Source organism: Oceanobacillus picturae (assembly GCF_000612865.1).
Lineage (GTDB): Bacteria > Bacillota > Bacilli > Bacillales > Amphibacillaceae > Oceanobacillus_B > Oceanobacillus_B jordanicus.
The window spans coordinates 780,209-805,197 of record NZ_CCAX010000001.1 but is presented as its reverse complement, the minus strand read 5'-3'; the positions used below and the strand labels follow the sequence as shown (position 1 = coordinate 805,197).

Here is a 24,989-nt window from a genome sequence, read left to right as displayed (position 1 = left end):
AATTAGTTAGAAATTAAAATATTGCTTGCTGGATTATCGAAAGCTCAGTGCAGGTTTAATTTGAAGCTGGGAGTTAAGATAGGTTTACTACAATAAATATAATATAAATCACCCAATCCGTTTCTAAATAGACTTTATGGTTTTGCTTCATAACTTTAAAAATTGATATTAATACAGATTTCATCCTGAAATATAACAGTTTCCATTTACTTATTTGTAGGACTTAATGATGGGTTCCGCTTAAATAGGACAGGTTAAGGAGATTTCTTTAAAAGCTACCATTTTTTCAGTGTTACCTTGGAGAATACACAGCTTGCTACGCAAAACAAAGTGTTTGACCAAATAGACATTTTAGGCTAGTATTTAAGTATAATAATTATTGTACTAATAAATGTCATGGCCCAACTGTAACAGTTTGAAAGATAAATTAAACATAAGATTATAAGAAAATGAAAAAGGGTACAAGATTATTAGTTAATTTGTACAGTTTTTTTATGTTTTGGGTAGGCTAGTAAGGACAATATTATTTAAAAAGGATATAAGAAAGGAAGAGGTGAACTATTTTGAAACACGTACTTGAAAGTGTTGAAAGTCAGTTCGAAATGTTCCAGATTCTTAATGAAGATGGAAAGATTGTCAACAAAGATGATATGCCTGATCTATCAGATGAGGAATTAAAAGAATTAATGCGCAGAATGGTTTATACTCGTATACTTGACCAACGTTCCATTGCACTAAATCGTCAAGGACGTCTTGGTTTCTATGCACCAACTGCAGGACAAGAAGCTTCTCAACTAGGAAGCCAATTCGCGCTTGAAAAAGAAGATTTCATTCTTCCAGGTTACCGTGATGTACCTCAATTAATCTGGCAAGGTCTTCCACTATACCAAGCATTTTTATTTTCTAGAGGTCATTTCCATGGTAATCAAATGCCAGAAGGCGTTAATGCATTAAGTCCACAAATTATAATTGGAGCACAGTATGTTCAAACCGCCGGAGTAGCACTTGGTATTAAAAAACGCGGTAGAAAAGCTGTTGCTGTAACATACACTGGTGACGGTGGTACTTCTCAAGGTGATTTCTATGAAGGAATTAACTTTGCAGGAGCTTATAAAGCACCAGCGCTTTTCTTTGTCCAAAATAACTACTTTGCTATTTCAGTACCAGTTGAAAAACAAACAAATGCTAAAACACTTGCTCAAAAAGCTGTTGCAGCTGGAATTGAAGGAATTCAGGTTGACGGTATGGATGTGCTAGCTGTTTATGCTGTTACTAAACATTCTCGTGATCGTGCGATCAATGGTGAAGGACCAACGTTAATTGAAACATTAACTTACCGTTATGGACCACATACAATGGCTGGTGATGATCCAACTCGTTACCGTACTGAAGATCTAGATAATGAGTGGGAGAAAAAAGATCCACTTGTACGCTTCCGTACGTTCCTTGAAGAGAAGGGTATCTGGTCTGAAGAGGAAGAAAACAAAGTAATTGAAGAAGCAAAAGATGAAATCAAACAAGCAATTAAAAAAGCAGATGAATATCCAAAACAAAAAGTAACGGACTTCATTGAGAATATGTTTGAAGAACTTCCAAACAATTTGCAGGAGCAAATGGAAGAATACAAAGAAAAGGAGTCGAAGTAAATCATGGCACAAATGACAATGATTCAAGCAATCACTGATGCAATGCGTACAGAACTTAAAAACGACGAGAATGTGCTTGTATTTGGTGAAGATGTTGGTCAAAATGGTGGTGTATTCCGTGCTACTGAAGGGTTGCAGGATGAGTTCGGTGAAGAACGTGTATTTGACACCCCACTAGCTGAGTCAGGTATCGGTGGATTAGCTGTAGGTCTTGCACTTGAAGGCTTCCGTCCAGTACCAGAGATCCAATTCTTCGGCTTCGTATATGAAGTAATGGATTCAATTAGCGGACAGCTTGCTCGTATGCGTTACCGTTCAGGCGGACACCATACTGCACCTGTAACAATTCGCTCACCATTTGGTGGCGGTGTACACACACCAGAATTGCATGCCGATTCTTTAGAAGGTCTAATCGCCCAACAACCAGGGATTAAAGTGGTTATTCCATCTAATCCTTACGATGCGAAAGGTCTACTAATTTCAGCAATCCGTGATAACGACCCTGTATTGTTCCTAGAGCATATGAAACTATATCGTTCTTTCCGTGAAGAAGTTCCGGAAGAGGAATATACAGTAGAGATTGGTAAAGCAGAAGTGAAACGTGAAGGAACAGATGTTACACTAATTTCTTACGGAGCAATGGTACATGCTTCTCTTAAAGCAGCTGAAGAACTTGAAAAAGATGGCGTTTCTGCAGAAGTAATTGATTTGAGAACTGTTTCTCCAATCGATATTGATACAATCATCGAATCCGTTAAGAAAACAAATCGCGTAGTAGTAGTACAGGAAGCACAACGCCAAGCTGGTGTGAGTGCTAATGTAGTAGCTGAAATACAGGAAAGAGCAATTCTACATCTTGAAGCACCTGTATTGCGTGTTACAGCGCCAGATACAGTATACTCCTTCTCAGCAGCAGAAGAAGTTTGGTTACCTAACCATAATGACATCGTAGAAAAAGTAAACACTGTATTGAATTTCTAAATAAGTGAACAGGAGGTAGTTATAATGGCATATGATTTCAAATTGCCGGATATCGGTGAAGGTATTCACGAAGGTGAAATAGTTAAATGGTTTGTTAAAGTAGATGACGAAGTAAAAGAAGATGATGTGCTTTGTGAAGTACAGAACGATAAAGCAGTTGTAGAAATTCCTTCTCCTGTAGAAGGTAAAGTAACAAAGCTTCATGTTGAAGAAGGAACTGTAGCTGTAGTTGGAGATAAACTAATTACATTTGATGCAGAAGGCTATGAATCTTCTGATGATGAGGAATCATCTGAAGAAGAAGCAACAGAAGAAGCACCAAAAGAAGAGAATAAAGAAACTGCTAAATCAGATGAAAAAGAGGAAAGCAGTGACAAACGTATTATTGCTATGCCTTCTGTAAGAAAGCATGCACGTGATAAAGACGTTAACATTACAGAAGTAACAGGTTCTGGGAAAAACGGTCGCGTACTAAAAGAGGATATTGATCAATATCTAAATGGTGATCAGCCGTCTGCTCAATCTGAGACTCCAGCTGCTTCTGAAAAATCAGAAAAACCTGCACCACAAGCAGCACCAGAGGGTGAATACCCAGAAACTCGTGAAGCAATGAGCGGTATTCGTAAGTCAATTGCAAAAGCGATGGTTAATTCCAAAACAAAAGCACCTCATGTTACACTAATGGATGAGGTTGACGTTACAGAGCTTGTTGCACATCGTAAGAAATTCAAAGCTGTTGCAGCAGAGCAAGAAATTAAATTAACTTATTTACCGTATGTTGCAAAAGCGCTTGTTTCAGCATCTAAGAAGTTCCCTATCTTGAACTCTTATATAGATGAGAACACAAACGAGATTGTACAGAAGCATTATTACAACATTGGTATTGCTGCAGACACAGAAAAAGGCTTGTTAGTACCAGTTGTGAAGAATGCTGATCGTAAGTCAATCTTCGCCATTTCACAAGAAATTAATGAACTTGGTGCAAAAGCCCGTAATGGTAAACTTGCTCCTGATGAAATGAAAGGTGCTTCTAATACAATTTCTAATATTGGTTCAGCTGGTGGACAATGGTTCACTCCAGTTCTAAACTATCCAGAAGCAATTATTCTTGGAATTGGTCGTATTGCTGAAAAACCAGTAGTAAAAGATGGAGAAATTGTTGTTGCACCTGTACTTGCATTATCATTAAGCTTTGACCATCGTATTGTTGATGGAGCAACAGCACAGTTGGCTCTAAATCAAATCAAACGATTGCTAAGCGATCCACAATTAATTATGATGGAGGCGTAAATTATGGTAGTAGGAGATTTCCCGATTGAACTAGACACACTAGTAGTTGGAGCAGGACCTGGTGGCTATGTAGCTGCCATCCGTGCTGCTCAGCTAGGCCAAAAAGTTACCATAGTAGATAAAGGAGCTCTTGGTGGAGTTTGCTTAAATGTTGGATGTATTCCTTCGAAGGCTCTAATCCAAGCTGGACATCTTACAGAGCATGCTCATGGTACCGAAGAACTTGGTATTAAAACAGAAAACGTAACAGTTGATTTTTCAAAAGTTCAAGAATGGAAGGGCAGTGTAGTAAACAAGCTGACTTCTGGTGTTGAAGGACTTTTAAAAGGAAACAAAGTAGACATTCTTAATGGTGAAGTGTATTTCGTTGACAAAAATACAGCTAAAGTAATGGATGAGAAAAACTCTCAAACATATACATTCAACAACTGTATTATTGCAACGGGTTCAACACCAATTGAAATTCCTAGCTTCAAATTCTCTGATCGTGTACTGGATTCTACGGGTGCACTAAATCTTAAAGAGATTCCTAAGAAAATGGTAGTAATCGGTGGAGGTTACATTGGTACTGAGTTAGGTACTGCTTATGCTAACTTCGGTACTGAGGTTACAGTCTTAGAAGGAACAAAAGATATTCTTGGTGGATTTGAAAAACAAATGACCCAAGTAGTTAAAAAACGCTTGAAAAAGAAAAATGTTTCTATCATCACTGAGGCTATGGCTAAAGGTGTAGAAGAAACAAAAGATGGCGTAACTATTTCTTATGAAGTGAATGGTAAAGAAGAGAAAATTGATGCAGATTACGTACTAGTAACTGTAGGACGTCGCCCTAATACGCAGGAGCTTGGTCTTGAGCAAGTGGGTATTGAAATGGACGACCGTGGCCTTGTGCAAATTGATAAGCAATGCCGTACAAATGTTGAAAACATTTATGCGATTGGTGATATCGTTCCAGGAATGCCGCTTGCCCATAAAGCGTCTTACGAAGGAAAAATTGCTGCAGAAGCTATCAGTGGAGAAAAAGCTGAAATCGATTATATCGGAATGCCAGCTGTTGTATTCTCTGATCCAGAATTAGCTTCAGTTGGTCTAACTGAACAAGAAGCAAAAGATGCAGGCTATAAAGTTAAAGCTGCTAAGTTCCCATTTGCAGCAAATGGCCGTGCACTTTCACTAAATGATAGTGATGGCTTCATGAAGCTTATTACAAGAGAAGAAGATGGACTTGTAATTGGCGCACAAATTGCTGGTCCGAATGCAAGTGACATGATTGCTGAAGTTGGCCTGGCAATTGAAGCAGGTATGACTGCCGAAGATATTGCACTAACTATTCATGCACATCCAAGCCTAGGTGAAATCACTATGGAAGCTGCTGAGCTTGCAATGGGTACACCAATTCATATGATGAAATAATAAGGTTCTTACGTAGACACTACGTAGACCATAAAGAGGGCTGCCTCAGAAGTCGATATAAGGCTTTTGAGGCAGCCTTTTTATTGTTTTATGTCTTCTAGTATATACATACTCTTTCTAGCTCTCAATGCGCCGATAATGGCTGTTTATTGCGGTGGTAACTGTTCAGTTAACGTAGCAAGCCTTAGAAGACAGTTGGTGAAGTTATCATCTCTGTGAAGTACACTACCATTATCAGCCATGACAGTTGTTTAACAAAATAAAAGCCGAATGGCGATTCGAAAACTTAGGTGGGTAAAATTCCCACAGGTTTCAATACCATTCGGCTATATAATGCTTATAAAGCTGCATATTAACAGCTAGTTACTTAAAAAGGAAGAGGAGATGTTTCTTTATCCCGGTGCAACTATCCATAAGACTCCCACTTCACAAATGAATTGAAACAGTGAAGTTTTTAGTGGAGTAAACGGTCGCTAACACTCCGATTCGTTCAACTAACAATCAGTGGGGGAAGAACGAAAACCTCCACTGATTGCAGTTTCACTTTATCTCTTCTTACTAAAGTCAATATCCTTTGCTTCCGCTCTAAATGATTTGATTAAGGAAGCTACAACCAAGATCATAATTATTGCGAAAGGAAAGGCTGCTATAATGGAAGCAGTTTGCAAGGCTTCTAGTCCACCTTGCCACAAGAGCACTGCCGCTGCACAAGACTGCAATAGGCCCCAAATGAACTTCACAATATTTGGTGGATATAGGCTGCCGTTTGTTGTTTGCATTCCTAGTACAAATGTTGCTGAATCTGCTGATGTTATAAAGAAAGTTGTGATCAGCAAAATAGCAATGATGGTCATAACCATGGCAAAAGGATAATGTTGCAATACAGAGAATAATGCAGCCTCTGTACCAATAGCATTTACATCTGCTTGGATATTTGCATTTTGGAAGAACTCTAAGTTTATGGCTGATCCACCAAAAACAGTGAACCATAGTGCGCCAAAGATAGTTGGGACTAACAGCACGCCGAGAACAAACTCTCTAATCGTTCTCCCGCGAGATACACGAGCAATAAACGTACCTACAAAAGGCGCCCAAGAAATCCACCATGCCCAATAGAAAATGGTCCAACCATTAATCCAAGTTGTATTATCTTCGTTAAATGGTGTCATTCGAAAGCTCATGCTTGGCAAGTTTTGAATATAGTTACCTAATGTGTTGGTAAATAGATTTAATATATACGTTGTCGGTCCTGCGAATAACAAGAATACCATCAATAAGAAAGCTAAAATTAGGTTTGCATTACTTAAATACTTAATTCCTTTATTCAAGCCAGTCATCGCTGAAGTCATATAAAGTACTGTAACAATTCCAATTATAATTAATTGAAGCGATATAGATTGCTCCATACCAGTTAAAAAGCTTAAACCACCGCTAATTTGGATTGCGCCAAACCCTAACGATGTTGCAACACCGAATACTGTAGCGAAGACTACGATAAAGTCGACAAGTGTCCCCCATTTTCCACGGATGCGTTCACCAAATAGTGGTTCTAAAATGGCACTTACTACCCCAGGAGCCTGCTTACGGAATTTGAAATAAGCAAGGGCTAAAGCGATGGTTGCATAAATTGCCCATGGGTGGAATCCCCAATGGAAGAAGCTATATTGTAACGCCGTTTTTGCAGCATCACTTGTTTCTGCATCACCATATGGTGGTTCGTGGAAATGTGATAATGGTTCTGCTGCACCCCAGAATACAAGTCCAATCCCCATACCTGCACTAAATAACATAGCAAACCAAGTGAGGTATCCATATTCAGGTTTATCTCCAGGCCTTCCTAGTTTTATATTTCCATATTTTGAAAAGATTAAATAGATGGCGAAGATGAGAAAGCCAGTAGCGGTAAGTAGATAGAACCAACCAAAAGTGTCAACAAGGTAACCTTGAATTATACTCGTAATATTGTCGAGATTTGCTGTAGGTAGTACACTTTGTGGAATAATTCCCCATATTATAAATAATACTGTGACAATTGCGGATATCCAGAAAACATTCGATACTTTTTTCATATTTTCCCCTCTCTTATATTTTTTTTGAATAATAATTATGTAGGCACACAATTAAGTATTAAAACACATTCCTTAATATCCTTCAAACCTAAACATACTATTCCCTAAAAGAAAAATTATAGTCGACTTTACGTTATACCCTATAACTAGGTGATCAAACACGAAATATCCGAAAAGAGAAAAGAATTGTAATGGCCTGATTTAATACTTTATAATAGAGTAATCAAATTAGTTCAGCAGGAGGGTACATAATGCGACATATTATTATAGGAATTTTATTTATTTCTTTTCTATTTTTAGCAGCTTGTAACGATAGTCAACAAACCAGTAATGAATCCGAAAAGGGGAATGAAGAGGAGAATAGTAAGCAAGAACAGGATGGTAACAATCAAGAAGACGTGAATAAAGATGCAGAAGATAAAGAGGATGAGTCTACTGCAAATAAAGAAGAGCAGGAAACAGAAAAAGAACCGATTTATAAAGTAGACTCAGAGACATCTTCTATTGTCCCGCTTGACGATAGCGGAGATACAAATGAGAAAGTAGTTTTATTAACAATTGATGATGTACCAGATAAAAATGCAATTAAAATGGCAGAAACCTTAAAGGAGCATAATGCTAGTGCCATCTTTTTTGTGAATGGGCACTTTATTGACACAGAGGAAGGCGCAGAAAAGTTGAAAAAAATTCACGAAATGGGCTTTCCTATAGGAAACCATACTTATAGTCATCCTGACCTCACCACTATATCAGAAGAGGAACAGACAGAGGAAATTGTTAGCGTAAGTGATCGAATTGAGGAGATCATTGGAGAACGTCCTTCCTTTTTCCGTGCCCCTCATGGGAAAAATACGGACCACTCACGAGAGATTGCTAAAGAAGAAGGAATGACCATCATGAACTGGACTTATGGCTATGACTACTTTGAACCATACATGGATGCCGAGAAAATAAAGCAGGCCATGATTTCTGGAGAGGGACCGGAAGCTGGTGTCGACTATTCTCTACTTAAACCAGGTGCAAATCTGCTCATGCATGATAGAGATTGGACGTCTGAAGCATTAGGAGATATTATCGAGGGGCTACGCGAGAAGGATTATGAAATGGTAGATCCAAACTTAATTCAAACAACAAGGAATGCGAGTTAAACATATAGCAGGTTACCAGAAAAACTGGTAACCTGTATTTTTATTTTTTGAGAAATTGTCCAATTTGAGGAAATGATTTATATCGTCCTTTCAGGAGAAAAACATACAAATTTAAATATTCTTCTTAGTTAAATATTTAATTATTACATACTAATTAGGCTTGATAAATTAATTATGACACATTATAATTAAATTGTTACACAACATTTAATTGGAGAGGGAGCTGATCCTATGGGTACAATTATTTGTCAGGATTGTCAGGAGATTATTGAACACTTTGAAGGGGAAAAAGTAACAACACTGTATGGCACATGCCAGGGATGTAACGCGGAATAAAGAAAGCGCATACTTATTTGAGGATTGCTTATTAAATAATACAGACCCGCATACTAATGTATGCGGGTCCTTTTAATTAAATGCTTTGTATTCTTTTATCACTCGGATAGTCTCAAGTGTTTCATCTTGTAGCCCTTGAACAGGTAAACCGGCTTCAATATTTTTCCATATATACGCAATATTCTCATCGGTAATAATTTCTCCAGGGATAAAAATAGGAATGCCTGGTGGATAAACCATAATAGATTCTGCACTTATTCTGCCAGCAGCTTCTGAAAATGGGATAAGTTCGGTTTCAGAATAAAAAGCATCTCGTGGTGCTAAAGCTAATAATGGAATGTCCGGAATCGTAACATGGACTTCATTTTTTGAAGATAAAGGAAGCATCGATTTTTCTAATTCTTGAAGCGCTGAAATTAACTTTTCTATTGTCTGTTCTGAGTCTCCAGGTGTAATAATACATAGAACATTATATAGATCTGATAGTTCTACTTCTATATTATGAGTCTTCCTTAGCCATACCTCCGCATCATACCCTGTGATGCCAAGATCCTTCACAGAGATAATTAATTTGGTTGGGTCATAACTGTACGCTGCTTCCGTACCTAGAATTTCTTTCCCTGTACAATATATATATTGGAGTTCATTAATAGACTTTCTAGCCCTATTTGCCATACCGATGGCTCGATCGATCTGCGAATGGCCAATTGTTGCTAATTGCTTTCTTGCTGTATCGAGAGATGCCAACAATAGGTAGGAAGTGGACGTTGTTGTTAACATAGAAAGTATTGTCTGGACACGTTCATGGGAAATCCGATTCCCTTGTAAATTAAGTACAGAACTCTGCGTTAATGAGCCACCTAATTTATGCACACTTGTAGCCGCAATATCGGCCCCAGCCTGCATCGCAGAAAGCGGAAGGCTCTGATGGAAGTGGATGTGAACACCGTGTGCTTCGTCCACTAGAACTGGGATTTCATAATGATGAGCAATTTCAACAATGGACTCTAGGTCTGCTGCAACCCCGAAGTACGTAGGGTTAATTACGAGAACTGCTTTTGCATCTGGATGTGCTTCCAGTGCATGTTTTACTGCTCGTGGTGTAATGCCATGGGAGATACCGAGTATAGGGTCTAGTTCAGGGTGAATAAAAACAGGAACAGCGCCAGAGAAAATAATTGCTGATGTTACAGATTTATGAACATTTCTAGGAACAATTATTTTATCTCCAGGACTACATACGCTCATAACCATAGTCATAATGGCCCCACTAGTCCCTTGCACAGAGAAGAAGGTATAGTCAGCCCCAAATGCATCTGCTGCTAACTCTTGCGCTTCTTTAATTATACTGTTTGGATGATGAAGGTCATCAAGTGGTTCTATATTAATTAAATCCATTTTAAAAGCATTATCACCAAGGAAAGAGCGAAAGGCTGGTTCCGCTGCGTTGCCTTGTTTGTGACCAGGAATATGGAATTGTGTCGGTTGTTTTTTAATATGTTCTAATAACCCATTAAATAGTGGGGTTCTTGTCTGATCTTTCACAAGGTGCACCTCATTTTTAATATAAAATAACTAACGTATTATAGCAAATTTACCTGTTAAATACTAGCTTCATTTTCTTTCACAGTGCCATGTAAGTAATGGTAGTATAAAAAGTATATAAGGAAAGGGGATGGGGGAAGTGAAATGGCAAACAAGGGTAACCTCATTATTGGGGATAAAGTATCCTATTATTCAAGGAGGGCTGGCCTACCTTGCCTATGCAGATCTTGCTGCAGCTGTATCTAATGCTGGTGGCCTTGGGCAAATAACTGCGATGAGTTTACCGGATGAAAAGAGCCTACGTGAAGAAATCCAAAAAGTTAGGAGTCTAACTGATAAGCCTTTTGGTGTAAACCTTGCCATCGGTCAACATGGCCGAGCCTATGAGCACATGTTGAATGTTGTTTTAGAAGAAAGAGTACCTGTACTTAGTGTTACGGGTGGTAACCCAAAAGACATACTTAACAAAGCAAAAGGGGAGAATATTAAGACACTCGTTCTAGTTGCAGCCAAAAGACAAGCAATAAAGGCAGAAGAGCTTGGTGCAGACGTGGTTATGGTCGTAGGACAGGAAGGCGGAGGGCATCTGGGACGCGGAGACATAGGCACTATGGTTCTAACTCCATATGTAAGGGAGCATGTTTCCATACCGGTAGTTGCATCTGGTGGAATAGTGGATGGCAAGGGAATGATGGCAGCATTGGCACTCGGAGCTGAAGGGATTGAAATGGGGACAAGGTTTATTGCCACAACAGAGTGTGTAGATGCACATATGGCTTATAAACAAGCAATACTTCATGCAGATGAGGAGTCGACAGTTGTAATTAAACGTTCTCTTGGTACGCCTGCCAGAGCATTACGAAATCCTTGGACAGAACAAATATTAGAAGCAGAAGAGCGAGGGCAAGGCTATGAGGCATTAAAGGGGCTAATTAGTGGCCAGGCAAATCGAAGGTATGCTATTGATGGAGAAGAGAAAAGTGGTTTTGGCTGGGCAGGCCAAGGGGCAGCAAGAATTGAAAAAATACTTTCAGCAGAAGAGGTTATCCATTCCACTATAAGAGAAGCAGAAGAAATAAGAAATAAATGGCGATAAGGAGAGGATTGAATGAACTATCAATATCCACTAGACGAGACGTGGAGTAAACAGGAAATTATTGATGTAGTTAATTTTTTCTCATTGATGGAAAAAGCGTATGAAAGTAAAGTAAATAAGCAAAACGTCCTTGCTGTATACAATAGATTGAAAGAAATTATTCCATCAAAAAGTGAGGAAAAGAAAGTATTTGCTGCATTTGAAAAGGAGTCAGGCTACTCGAGTTACAAAGTTGTGAAGAAGGCAAGAGAGACAAAAGAAGAGCTTTTTTCCATGAAATAAACATTTTCATTTTCTTTGGTTCTATGTCAAATGTGGTGGTGGGTTGAATCAACCCATCACCTTTTTCATTTCTTGTTGCCAGAGAATTTTCTTCTTTAATCTCTCGAAGCCTTTGATTCCATAAGAATTGCGTTTTATTACTTTAATCGTGTTGTTCACACCTTCGATGTATCCATTGTTATAAGGATATACAAAGGCTTGTAAAATCTCTTGTCTCCAATTTAAAAAGGTTTTTCTCACACGATGAAAGGCTTCAATCCTTGATCTCTTTATGGATGCTAAACAATGATCTAGGTTTTTACTCGCCGTTTGATGATCACTTTCCTTAAACCATTTCTCCATCATGACCTTCAATTGGTAGGCCTCTCTTAAACGGGTATCAATCTCTAGAAGCTTTTCAACTTTTTCTTCTTGGTCTTCGTCCAGATTAAAATGTGACTTCCATAATAACTTCTTACCTCGCTTCATTTGGAGGCGGATGGGTTTATCGACATCTGCTTGCACTTGTCGTCTCACTTCATCCAAAGCCCAATACACTTGACGCATGAAATGGAAACGATCAGCGATAATAAGCGGATGATCAAGCACATCACAGACAGCTTTCTTGAACCACTTCGACATGTCCATGACGACAATTTCCACTTGACCTGTATCGCGGGAACGCAGATACTTTTTAATGGTATCCACTTTCCGATCTTCTAAAATATCAATAATATGTTTATTTTCCACATCGACAATGACCGTTTGAAACCGTTCGCCTCCGGCGTCACCTTTAAATTCATCTATGGCTATCGCTCTCGGGAGTACTCGGTTTGTCTTTATGTTTCGACGATCAAACAGTCGCAAAAGGCGAGTGTCCGTCAGGCCAGTCCATCTCGCAGCTGTTTTAAATGAGCTGGAAGATGTATACATCAAAGCTTCTGCTTGCACAGAGGTGGTACAACGTTGATAGCGATCTACCATTTGAAGTCGTTCGTAAAAGGTCTTACCACAATCCTTGCACAAATATCTGCGTTTCCGAAGGAATAGTTTTACCTGTTGGTTAGGTAATACGGGACCTTGAATCGGTTGAATTCGATAACTATGAACCCGTTTGGTTTTACATCGGCAGAACGGACATTTCTGCTGACGTTTTTCAGTATAAAGTTCAACAATCAAGGCATCCGAACCCTGAGATATATCCCACACCTTCACATTATTATCTTTTATCCCTAACATTTCTATGATAAAATGGTTTTGCATTCGTTCTCTCTCCTTTGCCTTTTGTGTCGCAACTTTAGGGTATCAAAAGAGAGAGAACAGTGCATTTTTTTTACATCTTTAAAACATTGGCAGGACAAGAAGCACCACCACATTCATTGTAGAGCCTTTTCTTTTCGTCCATCAAAAAAACCTTGCGGAGCACGTAGTTGTAATCTGCAAGGTTTTTGCTAAGCTTCATTGGCTAACTAGCGTTGTTTAAGTGCGAGCTGATAAAAAGGCAGCAAAGACTTAAAGGTGCCCTTTGCTGTATTGATAAAAGTCTCCCCATTTGTCACACGAGAATCTGTTGGGGAAAGATGTCTGCCAATAAGAAATTCTGCTTTTTTGACGTCACGAAAACGGTGAACATCTTTAATTTCTAAAGCTTGTAATGGAATTGATTGTTTTTTCATATGATCTAAGGATACAACGAAATCATTCGGTAGAGCTTTTAACTCCTCATAGTGATCCGTAAATGCTTGGGCAATTTGCTGTTTATGATCTAATTCGTATATTAAAGCAAGCCAGATGAAGAGATGATCATCAAACAAACCAATTTGGAAGTGTGGATGCTTTTTATATCCCCGTTTATTATCAGCGATAGCCAACCATGTATCATGTGGTGGGTTTACTGTTCTTCTTGCATGCTTAGCAATATGTAAGAACATCTCGTTTTGTATTTCTGCTGCTAGGTAATCTGTTAACAAACTGCCGACCTCTTGAAACTTTGGTTGAATTCTGTCTTGAATCGCAGCCATTCTTTCCTCTAAACCTTCTATATTAAAGGTGTTAAAATCCTCACTTGTAAACCCTTGGAACGACATAAAAATCCTCCTTATTTCTTTCAGCTATGATGGATAACAAAAGTATAGATTATAATAATTATTATTAAGTAAAAGTCTAAACAAGTCAAGTTTTCTAAACCGAGCTGTTTACTACCATTACATATGTTTAAAACAAGCATATTATGGGGAAAGTTATCAAGTAAATAGCTGATTTTCAGAAAATTATCGAACCAAACACAAGGCTGACTCATAAATATATTAAAAGTGATCTGAAAGGTTGTGAAAGAAGTGAAATATGTAATGGAGGCCTTACGTCGTAAAGAAGCGCAGGAAAAGCTCCCTGTAATCCGCATGGAAATTGATTACGAATTAGTATCACTTTATGATGCACTACAAGCAGAGGACACGGTGGAAGTAATTAAGGCTAAGGAAAAACTTGAACAATTAAGAAAGCAATTAATCCAAATAGAAAACGATGAAGAAGTCAGTTAATCCCATAGTGATATATTTCCGTTTCGAATGACGCCCTCTCCTTAATTTGATACTATTAGTATATAGTTTAAAATTGAGTGGAGGTAGCCCGATGAACGCAGATGTACGCGAAACGTTATTTCGACAAGCAAAAGAATGGGTGTTGGAAGCAGGAAGCACCATTCGAACTAAAATAAACGACCCATTGACAATTGATACAAAGTCAAATCCAAATGATTTAGTAACCACGATGGATAAAGACACGGAAGTGTTTTTTGCAGGTAAAATAAGAGAAACCTATCCTGAACATTTCATTTTAAGTGAAGAAGGGTTTGGGGATGAACTCTCCACAATGGATGGCACTATATGGATCATTGACCCAATTGATGGCACAATGAATTTCGTCCATCAGAAGAGAAATTTTGCAATTTCAATCGGTATTTATCACGATGGAATTGGAGAAATTGGCTTGATTTACGATGTTATGGGTGATGTATTATACAGTGCACAACGAACAAAAGGGGCATACAAAAACGGTCAAGAAATCCCGCCGTTAAAAACAGATATTCCTTTAAAAGAAGCAATCCTTAGCCTCAATCATTTCTGGCTATGTGAGAATCGCCTTGTTAATGAAAAAGAAATGCAAAGGTTAGTTAAAACAGTCCGCGGGACACGTACATATGGATCTGCGGCACTGGAATTTGCGTATACTGCAGAAGGAATAGTTGATGGCTATTTAACAATGAGTCTTGCTCCGTGGGATATTGCAGCAGGTATGGTGATTTTGGAAGAAGTCGGCGGGGTAACCACTACCGCGGATGGAAAGCCTGTTAATATGTTATCAAAAAATTCCGTCTTCACAAGTAATCCGTATGTACAAAAAGAGATACTCAACGATTTCTTAATAAAAGGGAAAAAGTGATGTCCAACTATGGATATCACTTTTTTTTTCGTTTTAGAGATATTCCAAATCCCATAAGTGCAAAACCTAATAAGATGAATAACACAATAAGCCAAACATTACGTAAAGCAATCGCCACACCGCATCCTACAAACATGAGGATAACAAGACAGGCAAGCAATAACATAGGAAAATTAATCGTTTTCATAACTCCACCTCTATTCTATCCTCCAATAGTATAAACGATAAAAGTATTTGTTTCAAAACCTAATTGGATAATTTTTCACCATATTGGCATGTATGGAGAGGGCCTTGTATGATAGAATAGAATTGATAAATGCTATTTTACGGAATTTTAACGGGGGATTTAGAAAATGGAGACAAGCTTCAGTATATTATTTGATACGTACATAGAATATTTTGGTGCAGATCATATTTACTTTACTTTTTACTTGTTAAACTTAATTTTTAGTGCAATTGCATTCAAACTTGGATTTGCGAGGAAATTACCACTCCTACAAACGATTTTTGTCTACATTATGCTTGCAGTTGGGGTTTATGTATTAACGATCTTTAGTATTCTAAAATTGCCCATTACGGAAAGCCTTATCGTAGTATCACTAGTACTGGGTATTTACCGATATCGGTTACATCGCGAGCGAAATGCATAAAAAAGAATGAAGGGTATAAAAAGCCAAACGGAGTCGAATTGTAATGACAAAGCTCGTCCGTTTGGCTTTTATTTTTTGTTTCTTATTCAATGTTGTTTAGCAACGCTGTTTTAGTAAGAAAAAGTATTAGCATTTTTTCTAATACTGGTTACTTAGATGAAATCATCTGATCGCTGTTTTTCTTCGTTTAATCTAAATTGCCCAGTTGCAAGTCGTTTCTTTGTGTTATTGCCAATCCTTTCGTGACAGGGGGCGCATAGATACATATGGATACGGCGGTTTCTTAGCCTTTTAGCTTGAAGCGAATTATCTTCTATATCTTCTACCTGATCACATATAGCGCATTTTACCTGCATGTATATCACCTCTAACTTAAAGTCATGATGCATTTCCTTATAGTATAACATATTCCGACAATCACGAAGAAGAATAGGGAGGATGTTTTGTATAATACTAAGTAGGGAAAACGTTATATAGAAATAAAAACGTAGAGGTGATTTGATGAAAAAGCGTACCATGCTATCAACTGCAGGAGCTGTTGGTGCAATTAGTTTAACTGCGAGTTATTTTCTTAAGGATAAGTCTAACAGGGAAAAGTTAAAACAAGGTGTACGTAAAGTTCCTGGAAAACTAGGGATGGGAAGTAATGATGAAACATTTGAAGATGCTGGAGCTCCAGACCAATCTGGTGATAAAGATTTAGCACAATTTGAAAATGCAAAAATGGTTTCTGAAGGGTCACAATTTGGAGTCCAATACTACAATGAGCATAAAAACAACAACGAGATAGAAAATCAGCAAAAATAATGCTGAAACAAAAGAGTTTTGGTAAAGCAAACACCGGACGATTATTCGAATCATCTAGGATGGAATTCGATTTCGTCCGGCGTTTTTCATATCAACCAGTCTTATACCGATATTAAAGCGTAGCAGTTTATTAGGGTGCAACCGTCCGTAAGACTCCCACTTCAAAACATAAAGTAAAACGGTAAGTTTTTAGTGGGAGTAAACGGACGCTAACATGCCGATTCGTTCAACTAACAATCAGTGGGGGAGAATGAAAACCCCCCCTGATTGAAGTTTCACTTTATAGAGAGATGTGTCTTATCGTACTATTCATTTTGATGATTTGATTGTTCTCCTTCTATTTCATCAAGCTTTTGTTTATCCTCTTTCGGAATTACTTCCTTATTCTGATCTGGTTCTTGAGGCTGGTGGTCGTTAATAGGGAAGTCTGGCATATATCTACCCACTATAGCGGCTAGTTCATCTACTACTCCATGTACTGGGTGACCTTGTTGTATCTTGTCTCCCATCCCTCGAATTCGTTCAGTTATGTCGGCGTCTGCTACGACGATGGCTGATTTACCGTATGGATCATGATAAAGGGCCTCTAACACGGAATATTTTATTGTGCCGACACGTGAACGGTCTAAATCTTTATCCACATCAATCCCCACAACGGCATAGGGACCTGCAACAACAGAGGCAGCATCGTTTACATTTGGTACATCACTTGCAATCTTAGCCAGATGCGTTGCGATTTGGCTATTATTTAAATTCTTTTGCTCTGCGGGATCAGAATCTTTTACTTGAATATAACGGTTGCTGTCGTCCTCTGAGGCAAGCGGCTCTTCTTCCGACTGTTGACATCCGAAGGTGAATAATAAACTTGCAAATACGATAAGAACAAACGGTAGCTTCAACTTAACTCCTCCTCATGGTTCTCATACCGTTATTTTGCTTGCAATCCAAAAAAATATACAACGGAAATTTTCCGTTGTATATAAATTAATTGATTATCGTATTTAGGTAAGAGACACTCCCGAAAGCAAGGGGAGGGATTAAACTGTATTATTCAATCACAATTTTTGAAATATGTTTAATTGGATCTTCGCGATTTGAACCATCTTTAAAATATAAATGGACGGGGCCGTCTTCTTTTAATGGTTTTCCGTCAACGGCAAATAAGAAATAACTATCTTTAAGTGCATCAAGAGAGATTTTAATCTCTTTATCTCCGGCTAGCAAAATAGCGCTTTCTGCTGATTGTTTCGCTTCTGCGTTTGCAATAAAGTCTTCAAGCGGCATGACATAAGAGTTTGCTAATATTTTTTCGCGTTCAAACTTTTTTATGCTTGCATTCACAGGGGGCTTAATATTTTGTTGATAGACTTCCCTGTCCCAACGCTTAGAAGCTCTTTCAAGCTCGTTATCATCTTCCTGTATTTCCTGCTTTTTATTAAATGCTTCCTCAAGTAATACTTTACGATCATCAAATATCCAAACTGTAGGATCTAATGTTATCGAATAGGTAACGTTTCCACTGATTGGTACAATCATTATTTTCACCTCTTTATATGTATCTTGTATAAGGATAGCAGAGATAAAAAAGAATTTCACTTTATTAGTTTAAAATTATATAATTTTATTTGCATTTTTTTGGGTGTAACGATAATATAATATAGAAGAAAGTCTTTTAGTGGAGGGGATATATTTGATGCCTGAGGTGACTGTTAATCATCGTGAAAAAGCCTATGCCCTTCTTAAGGCTGATGCTGATAAAATTTTGCGACTAATAGAAGTTCAAATAGAAAATCTAACAATGCCACAGTGCCCTTTATATGAGGAAGTCCTTGATACCCAAATGTTCGGACTTTCCAGGGAGATCGATTTTGCTGTGCGTTTGAACTTAATCAGCGAGGATGAAGGTAAAGCACTTCTCGAAAATCTAGAGAGGCAGCTTAATATACTGCATGAAGCTGCACAAAATTCTGTGTAATATCAGGGTTTTGTCGTTAGAGCACTTATAAAACTTTGCCTGCGTGTTTACCGGCAAGGTTTTTTTGTACTTTTTAAGCAACCGTTTTGCTAGCTAAGCGCTCTATTTTAATTATAAGAGTAAAAACAAGGCTTTCTATTATTAAATTGGTAGCATAAAAATTGAGCAAAATGGGAATATATTAGAATCTATAGTAGTTATACTAGATTACCCAATTCACTGGAAATGGTTCTTTACTTTTAAATTATGTTATAATGATAGAATATTCGATGGCGTTCATTACCTTATATTGGGGAGAAGCAAGATGTTACATAGACTTAGAGATTACGATTTTATTTTAATTATTACACCATTACTATTAGCTGCTTTTGGCGTGGTCATGATTTATAGTGCAAGTATGGTCACCGCAGTAGTAGAGGGTCATGAAAGTACATATTATTTATTCCGTCAGTTACAGTGGTTCAGTTTGGGGCTTGTCGGTTTTATTTTCTGTAGTATTTTTCCATATAAATATTACCATAAGCTTATGAAGCCAATTGTACTAGTTATTATTGGTTTATTATTAGCCGTGCTTCTATTTGGAGATGTTCGAAATAATGCTAGATCGTGGCTTTCGCTTGGGTTTATTAACCTGCAACCTGCTGAGTTTGCTAAATTGGGGTTAATTATGTATCTTGCTTCTGTATATTCCAAGAAACAGGAATATATTAATGACTTTAGCAAAGGTGTTCTTCCTCCATTAATTTTAACCTGTATCATCTTAGGGTTTATTGTAATGCAACCAGATATAGGAACTGCTTCGATTATTTTTATAATCGTTAGCACAATTATTTTTAGTTCCGGTATTCGCTATAAACATTTAATGCTATTAACAGCTGTGGGTGTAGGGATCATTCTCCTTGCGTTGCCTTATATGGTGACAGATGAAAGAATAACGCGATTTACTGGAGCATACCAACCCTTTGAAACACCCGATACTGACGGTTACCATCTCATTCAATCCTATCTAGCCATAGGGGTTGGTGGTTTAACAGGGGAAGGTCTTGGACAGAGTATCCAGAAACTTGGGTACTTAATGGAGGCACACACAGACTTTATTATGGCTATCGTTGCAGAAGAACTTGGATTTATTGGTGTTCTAATTGTTATAGGAATGCTTGCCTTAATTGTACTCCGTGGCATTTTTATCTCTCGTAAATGCCGAGATAGCTTTGGAGCACTTCTCGCCTTGGGGGTTTCTTCCATGGTAGGTATTCAAGCCTTTATTAATTTAGGCTCTATTAGTGGAATTCTTCCGATTACTGGTGTGACATTACCATTTATTAGTTATGGTGGTTCATCTCTGTTGGTTCTAATGATTTCGATGGGGATTTTAAATAATATTGCTAAAAAAGTAAAACAACAAGAACAGCAAGATGTTAATCACAATCAAGCACATGATCACTCTACTGGCAAAAGAAATTCATCTCATTTTACTGGAGGAGGAAGAAAATGGCAGAATTAAACCAGATAAACAAAGTATTAGTCGCAAACAGAGGGGAAATCGCAATACGTGTCTTCCGAGCCTGTACGGAGTTAAATATTCGAACGGTTGCTATATATTCGAAAGAAGACACAAGTGCCTATCACCGTTTTAAAGCGGATGAAGCATATCTGATTGGTGAAGGGAAAAAACCAATTGATGCTTATTTAGATATTGAAGGTATTATTGACCTGGCAAAAGAGGTAGGGGTAGATGCCATACATCCGGGTTATGGATTTTTATCAGAAAATATTAAGTTTGCAAAGCGCTGTGAGGAAGAAGGCATTATATTTATTGGTCCTACCAGCAAACATTTAGAAATGTTTGGAGATAAGGTGAGGGCCCGTACACAGGCTATACAAGCAGGATTACCAGTAATCCCAGGTAGTGATGGTCCAGTAAATTCATTGGATGATGTACAAACTTTTGTAGAAGAACATGGTTATCCTATTATTATTAAAGCCTCGCTAGGTGGTGGCGGTCGTGGTATGCGGATTGTTCGTACCAATCAAGAATTACATGAAGCGTATGACAGGGCTAAGTCAGAAGCGAAGGCAGCATTTGGAAATGATGAAATCTATGTTGAGAAATTAATAGAAAACCCGAAACATATTGAAGTACAAATAATTGGTGATCAACACGGCAATATTGTACACCTTTACGAAAGAGATTGTTCTGTACAGCGGAGGCATCAGAAAGTAGTCGAGGTAGCGCCAAGTACATCTCTTACTGAAGAAATTAGACTGGAAATATGTGAAGCTGCTGTTAAGTTATCCAAAAATGTGGACTATGTTAATGCAGGAACAGTAGAATTTCTTGTAACAAACGATGCATTCTACTTTATAGAGGTTAATCCGCGAGTACAGGTAGAGCACACCATTACTGAATTAATAACTGGCTTCGATATTGTACAAACACAAATCAAAGTAGCTGAAGGGAAAAACTTACATGCGTCAGATATAGGTATCCCAGATCAGGAAGAAATTAAGACAAACGGCTATGCAATTCAGTCACGTGTAACAACAGAAGACCCACTAAATAATTTTATGCCAGACACTGGTAAAATCATGGCATACAGAACTGGTGGAGGGTTTGGTGTAAGACTCGATGCAGGAAACGGTTTCCAAGGGGCGGTTATATCGCCACATTACGATTCATTATTAGTTAAAGTCTCAACTTGGGCTCTAACTTTTGACCAAGCTGCACTCAAAATGGTCAGAAATTTGAAAGAATTTAGGATACGCGGAATAAAAACAAATATCCCATTTCTTGAAAATGTTATCCAACATCCCAACTTTCTTTCTGGGGAGTACAATACAACCTTCATTGATGAAACCCCTGGTCTGTTTGTGTTCCCTAAACGTAAAGACCGTGGAACAAAGATGCTTAGCTATATTGGCCATACGACGGTCAACGGTATTGAAGGAATGCAGAAAAAGGAGAAACCAAACTTCTCTGGATTAGTAATACCTAAAGGATACAGCCAAGCACCTACTTTAAAAGGTACAAAACAAATATTAGATGCACAAGGACCAGAAGGCCTTGCAAAATGGATGAAAGAGCAAAAAGAAGTATTGTTGACAGATACTACTTTCCGGGATGCGCATCAGTCCTTGCTCGCTACAAGGGTGAGAACGAAGGATCTGCTACAGATTGCTGAACCAACTGCTGCATTACTTCCGAATCTGTTTTCAGTGGAAATGTGGGGGGGAGCGACATTTGATGTTTCTTACCGGTTTCTTAAAGAAGACCCTTGGGATAGACTTTTAAAGCTGCGTGAGAAGATGCCTAATCTTTTGTTTCAAATGCTCCTTCGAGCAAGTAATGCTGTTGGCTACAAAAATTACCCTGACAATCTTATAAATGAATTTGTGGCTAAAAGTGCTAACGCTGGTATTGATGTTTTTCGTGTCTTCGACAGCCTGAACTGGGTCGAAGGGATGAAACCGGCTATAGAAGCAGTGCGAGAGACAGATAAAATTGCCGAGGCAGCTATGTGTTATACAGGGAATATTCTTGATAAAGGTCGTTCGAAATATGATCTAACCTATTATAAAAATCTGGCAAAAGAGCTTGAGAGTGCGGGCGCACACATACTTGGAATTAAAGATATGGCAGGTCTTCTAAAACCAGAGGCTGCTTATCAACTTATTTCAACGCTGAAGGAAAGCGTCGACTTACCTATCCACCTTCATACACATGATACGAGTGGAAATGGAACATTTATGTACGCTAGGGCAATTGAAGCTGGAGTAGATGCAGTAGATGTGGCAGCAGGTTCAATGGCTGGATTGACATCGCAGCCAAGTGCTCAGTCTCTCTATCATGCATTAGAGGGTACGAGCAGGCAGCCGAATTTGGATATTGAAGCTTATGAATCATTGTCTCAGTATTGGGAAGGTATTAGAGAGTTCTACCAGGATTTCGAAAGTGGAATGAAATCTCCGCATACAGAAATTTATGAGCACGAAATGCCTGGAGGACAATATAGTAACTTAAAGCAGCAGGCAAAGGCAGTTGGCCTGGAAGATCGTTGGAATGAAGTGAAAACTATGTTTAGACAGGTAAATGATATGTTCGGAGACGTAGTGAAAGTAACGCCCTCCTCAAAGGTAATTGGCGACATGGCATTGTTTATGGTACAGAACAATTTAACCCAAGAAGAAATATATGAACGTGGTGAATCTATTGATTTTCCTGAATCTGTAATAGAGTTTGCCAAAGGTGATATTGGACAACCATACCAAGGCTTTCCTAAAAAATTGCAAGACATTATTCTAAAGGGTAGAAAAGCAATTGAAGTTCGACCAGGCGAATTGCTTGAACCAGTAGACTTCTCAAAGCTCAAAGAAGAGTTGTTTAATAAACTGGGAAGACAGGTTACTAGCTTTGATATGATTTCCTATGCATTGTACCCAAAAGTATTTATGGATTATTATACTTTCTATGAAAAATACGGTAATATGTCTGTCCTCAGTACTCCGACTTTCTTCTATGGTATGAATCTTGGAGAAGAAATCGAAGTGGAGATAGAGCAGGGGAAAACGTTAATTGTCAAGCTAGTATCAATATCAGAAGCGCAAGAAGATGGTACACGCGTTGTCTATTTTGAGTTAAACGGACAAGCAAGGGAAATTGTCATCAAGGATGAAAACATTAAATCAAAATTAGCAGTAAAACCAAAGACGGATAAGGGTAACGACAAACAATTAGGCGCCACAATGCCAGGAACGGTGATTGAGGCTATGGTAAGTAATGGTGATAAAGTAGAAAAAGGGGACCATCTCCTACTTACAGAGGCGATGAAGATGGAAACAACTGTACAGGCTCCATATGATGGGGTAGTCAAGAAAGTTTATGTTAAAAGTGGCGATCCGATTGCGGTAGATGATCTGTTAATAGAGTTTGAATAAGTGTTGTATATAAGAGTGCGGCAAGATCCGATTGGATTTTGCCGCACTTTTTACATGGTTTTTTTTGTGGAAGTATTGGCTTGTTCTTTTTCATACTTTGCACTTCTCGTTGCTTGTAGTACGAAATAACTTATCATTCCGAAGAAACACGATATGATGAGTGCATGGAGCAGGGCAATTCCTAAATTTAATACAGTGAAAATTATCATCGCACCAGTGAACACCTGTAAGGAAATAAGTGAAAAAGCGGCGATCCACCCCCAGAACATCACCTTTTTATCCCTGTAGTGACGAATCATGCGAATAGTTAATGTTAAAGTCCAAAGGAATAATAAGCCGGCAAAAAGTCGATGTCCCATTTGAATCCATTGCTCTGTACTGTATAAATTAAAGGCAAATGGTGAAGCATTTGTACAGAAGGGCCAACCACCACAGACCAGATTCGCTTCCGTATGGCGAACGAGTGCACCTGTATAAACAACACAGATAGTGTACACAGTTAGTAGGTAAATTTCTATACGGTGCTTCTTTTTAATGAATAATGACCTAGCATCAAATTTCTTATCAATTTCAAAGATGAGAAGCGTCAAAAGGAATACAGAAGCGAATGAGACAAGTGAAATTCCGAAGTGGGCAGCTAACGCAAAGTCAGATTGTCCCCACATGACGGCAGCAGCACCGATCAACGCTTGTAAAATAAGGAAAAAAACAGACATGGCAGACAAAAATTTTACTTCTCTGATGTTCCCTAAATGTCTCCATGAAAGTACCGCTAACAACACGACAGCGATTCCAACAATTCCGGATACCATTCTATGGCTTAATTCAATAACGAGTTCAAAGGAAATGTTGGTTGGAATAAATTGACCCTCACATAAAGGCCAGCTCCTTCCGCATCCATCACCAGAGTCGGTTTTCGTTACGAGTGCACCACCTAGAAGGATAAGCAGCATTCCAATCGTAGCTATAAGGGATAAGCTTTTTAATGTTTTAATCATCTTTCAACCCCACTTCATTATGGAAAATAGTTATAGTTTTGCTATATATGTAGAAATTTGTTCCTGAATTCAATCCGACATAATGACTATAAGAGTAAAAAGGTGCCGGACACAATAGCTATCGTACCATGAATAGACTGTTTTTTCACTTAGGATTAATAAAAAACCTTGCATTGTTGTTCGTTGTTTGCTAGAAATAAACTAGATGATTTTCTTACATATACATAGTTTAACGTGATAAACAGCTAATAGTTAACCAACTTTGCAATGATTTGAAAAGGTAATCTTTTGAAAGCCTTCCCACAAGTTTCATAAAATTGTCACATAAATTATACCCTGTTAACTGTAAAATAATGTTGAAGTTATTAGATTGTTATACCATTCCATGATACAATAAA

General features: G+C 38.2%; 24 protein-coding genes. 15 read left to right on the top strand and 9 right to left on the bottom strand.

Annotated elements, in window-relative coordinates:
- Window positions 1-602 precede the first annotated feature (602 nt).
- Genes pdhA through lpdA form a run of 4 tightly spaced genes read left to right on the top strand, consistent with a single transcriptional unit; the run spans window position 603 to window position 5,330 of the window.
- Window positions 603-1,646 carry a pyruvate dehydrogenase (acetyl-transferring) E1 component subunit alpha gene (pdhA, locus tag BN988_RS04075; RefSeq protein WP_231495222.1) on the top strand — a complete coding sequence of 348 codons (1,044 nt, stop codon included), beginning with the start codon at window positions 603-605 and terminating at the stop codon, window positions 1,644-1,646.
- A 3-nt stretch (window positions 1,647-1,649) separates the two neighbouring features.
- Window positions 1,650-2,627: an alpha-ketoacid dehydrogenase subunit beta gene (locus BN988_RS04070; protein ID WP_036573369.1), complete on the top strand. Its 978-nt coding sequence runs from the start codon at window positions 1,650-1,652 to the stop codon at window positions 2,625-2,627.
- A gap of 24 nt (window positions 2,628-2,651) precedes the next feature.
- A complete protein-coding gene (locus BN988_RS04065) occupies window positions 2,652-3,917 on the top strand; it encodes a dihydrolipoamide acetyltransferase family protein (protein ID WP_036573367.1) in 1,266 nt (421 codons plus the stop codon).
- Window positions 3,918-3,920: 3 nt separating this feature from the next.
- On the top strand, window positions 3,921-5,330 hold the full coding sequence (gene lpdA, locus BN988_RS04060) for a dihydrolipoyl dehydrogenase (RefSeq protein ID WP_036573366.1): 1,410 nt from the start codon (window positions 3,921-3,923) through the stop codon (window positions 5,328-5,330).
- A 545-nt stretch (window positions 5,331-5,875) separates the two neighbouring features.
- On the opposite strand, the gene BN988_RS04055 is transcribed toward lpdA, so the two are convergent.
- Window positions 5,876-7,399 (bottom strand): glycine betaine uptake BCCT transporter, encoded by a 1,524-nt coding sequence (locus tag BN988_RS04055; protein ID WP_036573364.1) that lies wholly within the window; start codon window positions 7,397-7,399, stop codon window positions 5,876-5,878.
- Window positions 7,400-7,650: 251 nt separating this feature from the next.
- Here BN988_RS04055 and BN988_RS04050 point away from each other — a divergent pair, with 251 nt between their 5' ends.
- Window positions 7,651-8,547 carry a polysaccharide deacetylase family protein gene (locus BN988_RS04050; RefSeq protein ID WP_036573361.1) on the top strand — a complete coding sequence of 299 codons (897 nt, stop codon included), beginning with the start codon at window positions 7,651-7,653 and terminating at the stop codon, window positions 8,545-8,547.
- 231 nt (window positions 8,548-8,778) lie between these two features.
- On the top strand, window positions 8,779-8,883 hold the full coding sequence (locus tag BN988_RS18535) for a GapA-binding peptide SR1P (protein ID WP_081779346.1): 105 nt from the start codon (window positions 8,779-8,781) through the stop codon (window positions 8,881-8,883).
- A 72-nt stretch (window positions 8,884-8,955) separates the two neighbouring features.
- On the opposite strand, the gene BN988_RS04045 is transcribed toward BN988_RS18535, so the two are convergent.
- Window positions 8,956-10,428 (bottom strand): aminotransferase class I/II-fold pyridoxal phosphate-dependent enzyme, encoded by a 1,473-nt coding sequence (locus BN988_RS04045; protein WP_036573358.1) that lies wholly within the window; start codon window positions 10,426-10,428, stop codon window positions 8,956-8,958.
- Between the two features lie 139 nt (window positions 10,429-10,567).
- Here BN988_RS04045 and BN988_RS04040 point away from each other — a divergent pair, with 139 nt between their 5' ends.
- Both BN988_RS04040 and BN988_RS04035 read left to right on the top strand, forming a co-directional pair.
- A complete protein-coding gene (locus BN988_RS04040) occupies window positions 10,568-11,524 on the top strand; it encodes an NAD(P)H-dependent flavin oxidoreductase (RefSeq protein WP_036573355.1) in 957 nt (318 codons plus the stop codon).
- Window positions 11,525-11,536: 12 nt separating this feature from the next.
- A complete protein-coding gene (locus BN988_RS04035; protein ID WP_036573353.1) occupies window positions 11,537-11,806 on the top strand; it encodes a UPF0223 family protein in 270 nt (89 codons plus the stop codon).
- 48 nt (window positions 11,807-11,854) lie between these two features.
- Here BN988_RS04035 and BN988_RS04030 read toward each other — a convergent pair whose 3' ends face one another.
- Together BN988_RS04030 and BN988_RS04025 are read right to left on the bottom strand one after the other, a co-directional pair.
- A complete protein-coding gene (locus BN988_RS04030; protein WP_036573351.1) occupies window positions 11,855-13,048 on the bottom strand; it encodes an ISL3 family transposase in 1,194 nt (397 codons plus the stop codon).
- A 206-nt stretch (window positions 13,049-13,254) separates the two neighbouring features.
- Window positions 13,255-13,872, bottom strand: a complete 618-nt coding sequence (locus tag BN988_RS04025) for a YktB family protein (protein ID WP_036573348.1) — start codon at window positions 13,870-13,872, stop codon at window positions 13,255-13,257.
- A gap of 249 nt (window positions 13,873-14,121) precedes the next feature.
- Here BN988_RS04025 and BN988_RS04020 point away from each other — a divergent pair, with 249 nt between their 5' ends.
- Both BN988_RS04020 and BN988_RS04015 read left to right on the top strand, forming a co-directional pair.
- A complete protein-coding gene (locus tag BN988_RS04020; protein WP_036573346.1) occupies window positions 14,122-14,325 on the top strand; it encodes a hypothetical protein in 204 nt (67 codons plus the stop codon).
- A 91-nt stretch (window positions 14,326-14,416) separates the two neighbouring features.
- Complete coding sequence (locus BN988_RS04015; RefSeq protein ID WP_036573344.1) at window positions 14,417-15,226, top strand: inositol monophosphatase family protein; 810 nt, start codon at window positions 14,417-14,419, stop codon at window positions 15,224-15,226.
- Between the two features lie 16 nt (window positions 15,227-15,242).
- Here the strand turns inward: BN988_RS04015 and BN988_RS19045 are convergent, their stop codons facing one another.
- Complete coding sequence (locus BN988_RS19045; protein ID WP_182858732.1) at window positions 15,243-15,413, bottom strand: DUF5325 family protein; 171 nt, start codon at window positions 15,411-15,413, stop codon at window positions 15,243-15,245.
- Window positions 15,414-15,579: 166 nt separating this feature from the next.
- On the opposite strand from BN988_RS19045, the gene BN988_RS04010 reads away from it, so the two are divergent.
- Entirely contained in the window at window positions 15,580-15,876 is a 297-nt protein-coding gene (locus BN988_RS04010; protein WP_036573342.1) for a YlaH-like family protein, read from the top strand.
- A gap of 152 nt (window positions 15,877-16,028) precedes the next feature.
- Here the strand turns inward: BN988_RS04010 and BN988_RS04005 are convergent, their stop codons facing one another.
- A complete protein-coding gene (locus tag BN988_RS04005; RefSeq protein WP_036573340.1) occupies window positions 16,029-16,232 on the bottom strand; it encodes a YlaI family protein in 204 nt (67 codons plus the stop codon).
- Between the two features lie 145 nt (window positions 16,233-16,377).
- Here BN988_RS04005 and BN988_RS04000 point away from each other — a divergent pair, with 145 nt between their 5' ends.
- Entirely contained in the window at window positions 16,378-16,683 is a 306-nt protein-coding gene (locus tag BN988_RS04000; protein ID WP_036573338.1) for a hypothetical protein, read from the top strand.
- A gap of 305 nt (window positions 16,684-16,988) precedes the next feature.
- Here BN988_RS04000 and BN988_RS03995 read toward each other — a convergent pair whose 3' ends face one another.
- Window positions 16,989-17,582: a YhcN/YlaJ family sporulation lipoprotein gene (locus BN988_RS03995; protein ID WP_036573336.1), complete on the bottom strand. Its 594-nt coding sequence runs from the start codon at window positions 17,580-17,582 to the stop codon at window positions 16,989-16,991.
- Between the two features lie 148 nt (window positions 17,583-17,730).
- Complete coding sequence (locus tag BN988_RS03990) at window positions 17,731-18,219, bottom strand: hypothetical protein (RefSeq protein WP_036573334.1); 489 nt, start codon at window positions 18,217-18,219, stop codon at window positions 17,731-17,733.
- Window positions 18,220-18,376: 157 nt separating this feature from the next.
- Between BN988_RS03990 and BN988_RS03985 the strand changes: the two genes are divergently transcribed.
- From BN988_RS03985 to pyc, 3 genes are all read left to right on the top strand, one after another.
- Window positions 18,377-18,658: a YlaN family protein gene (locus BN988_RS03985; protein WP_036573332.1), complete on the top strand. Its 282-nt coding sequence runs from the start codon at window positions 18,377-18,379 to the stop codon at window positions 18,656-18,658.
- Window positions 18,659-18,962: 304 nt separating this feature from the next.
- A complete protein-coding gene (gene ftsW, locus BN988_RS03980) occupies window positions 18,963-20,162 on the top strand; it encodes a putative lipid II flippase FtsW (protein ID WP_036573331.1) in 1,200 nt (399 codons plus the stop codon).
- The gene (gene pyc / locus BN988_RS03975; RefSeq protein ID WP_036573328.1) at window positions 20,150-23,593 is read left to right on the top strand and encodes a pyruvate carboxylase; all 3,444 of its coding nucleotides are present in this window, start codon (window positions 20,150-20,152) and stop codon (window positions 23,591-23,593) included. Before ftsW ends, pyc begins: the two co-directional genes overlap by 13 nt.
- Before the next feature lie 50 nt (window positions 23,594-23,643).
- Here pyc and BN988_RS03970 read toward each other — a convergent pair whose 3' ends face one another.
- Window positions 23,644-24,591: a COX15/CtaA family protein gene (locus BN988_RS03970; protein ID WP_036573325.1), complete on the bottom strand. Its 948-nt coding sequence runs from the start codon at window positions 24,589-24,591 to the stop codon at window positions 23,644-23,646.
- Between the last annotated feature and the right edge of the window lie 398 nt (window positions 24,592-24,989).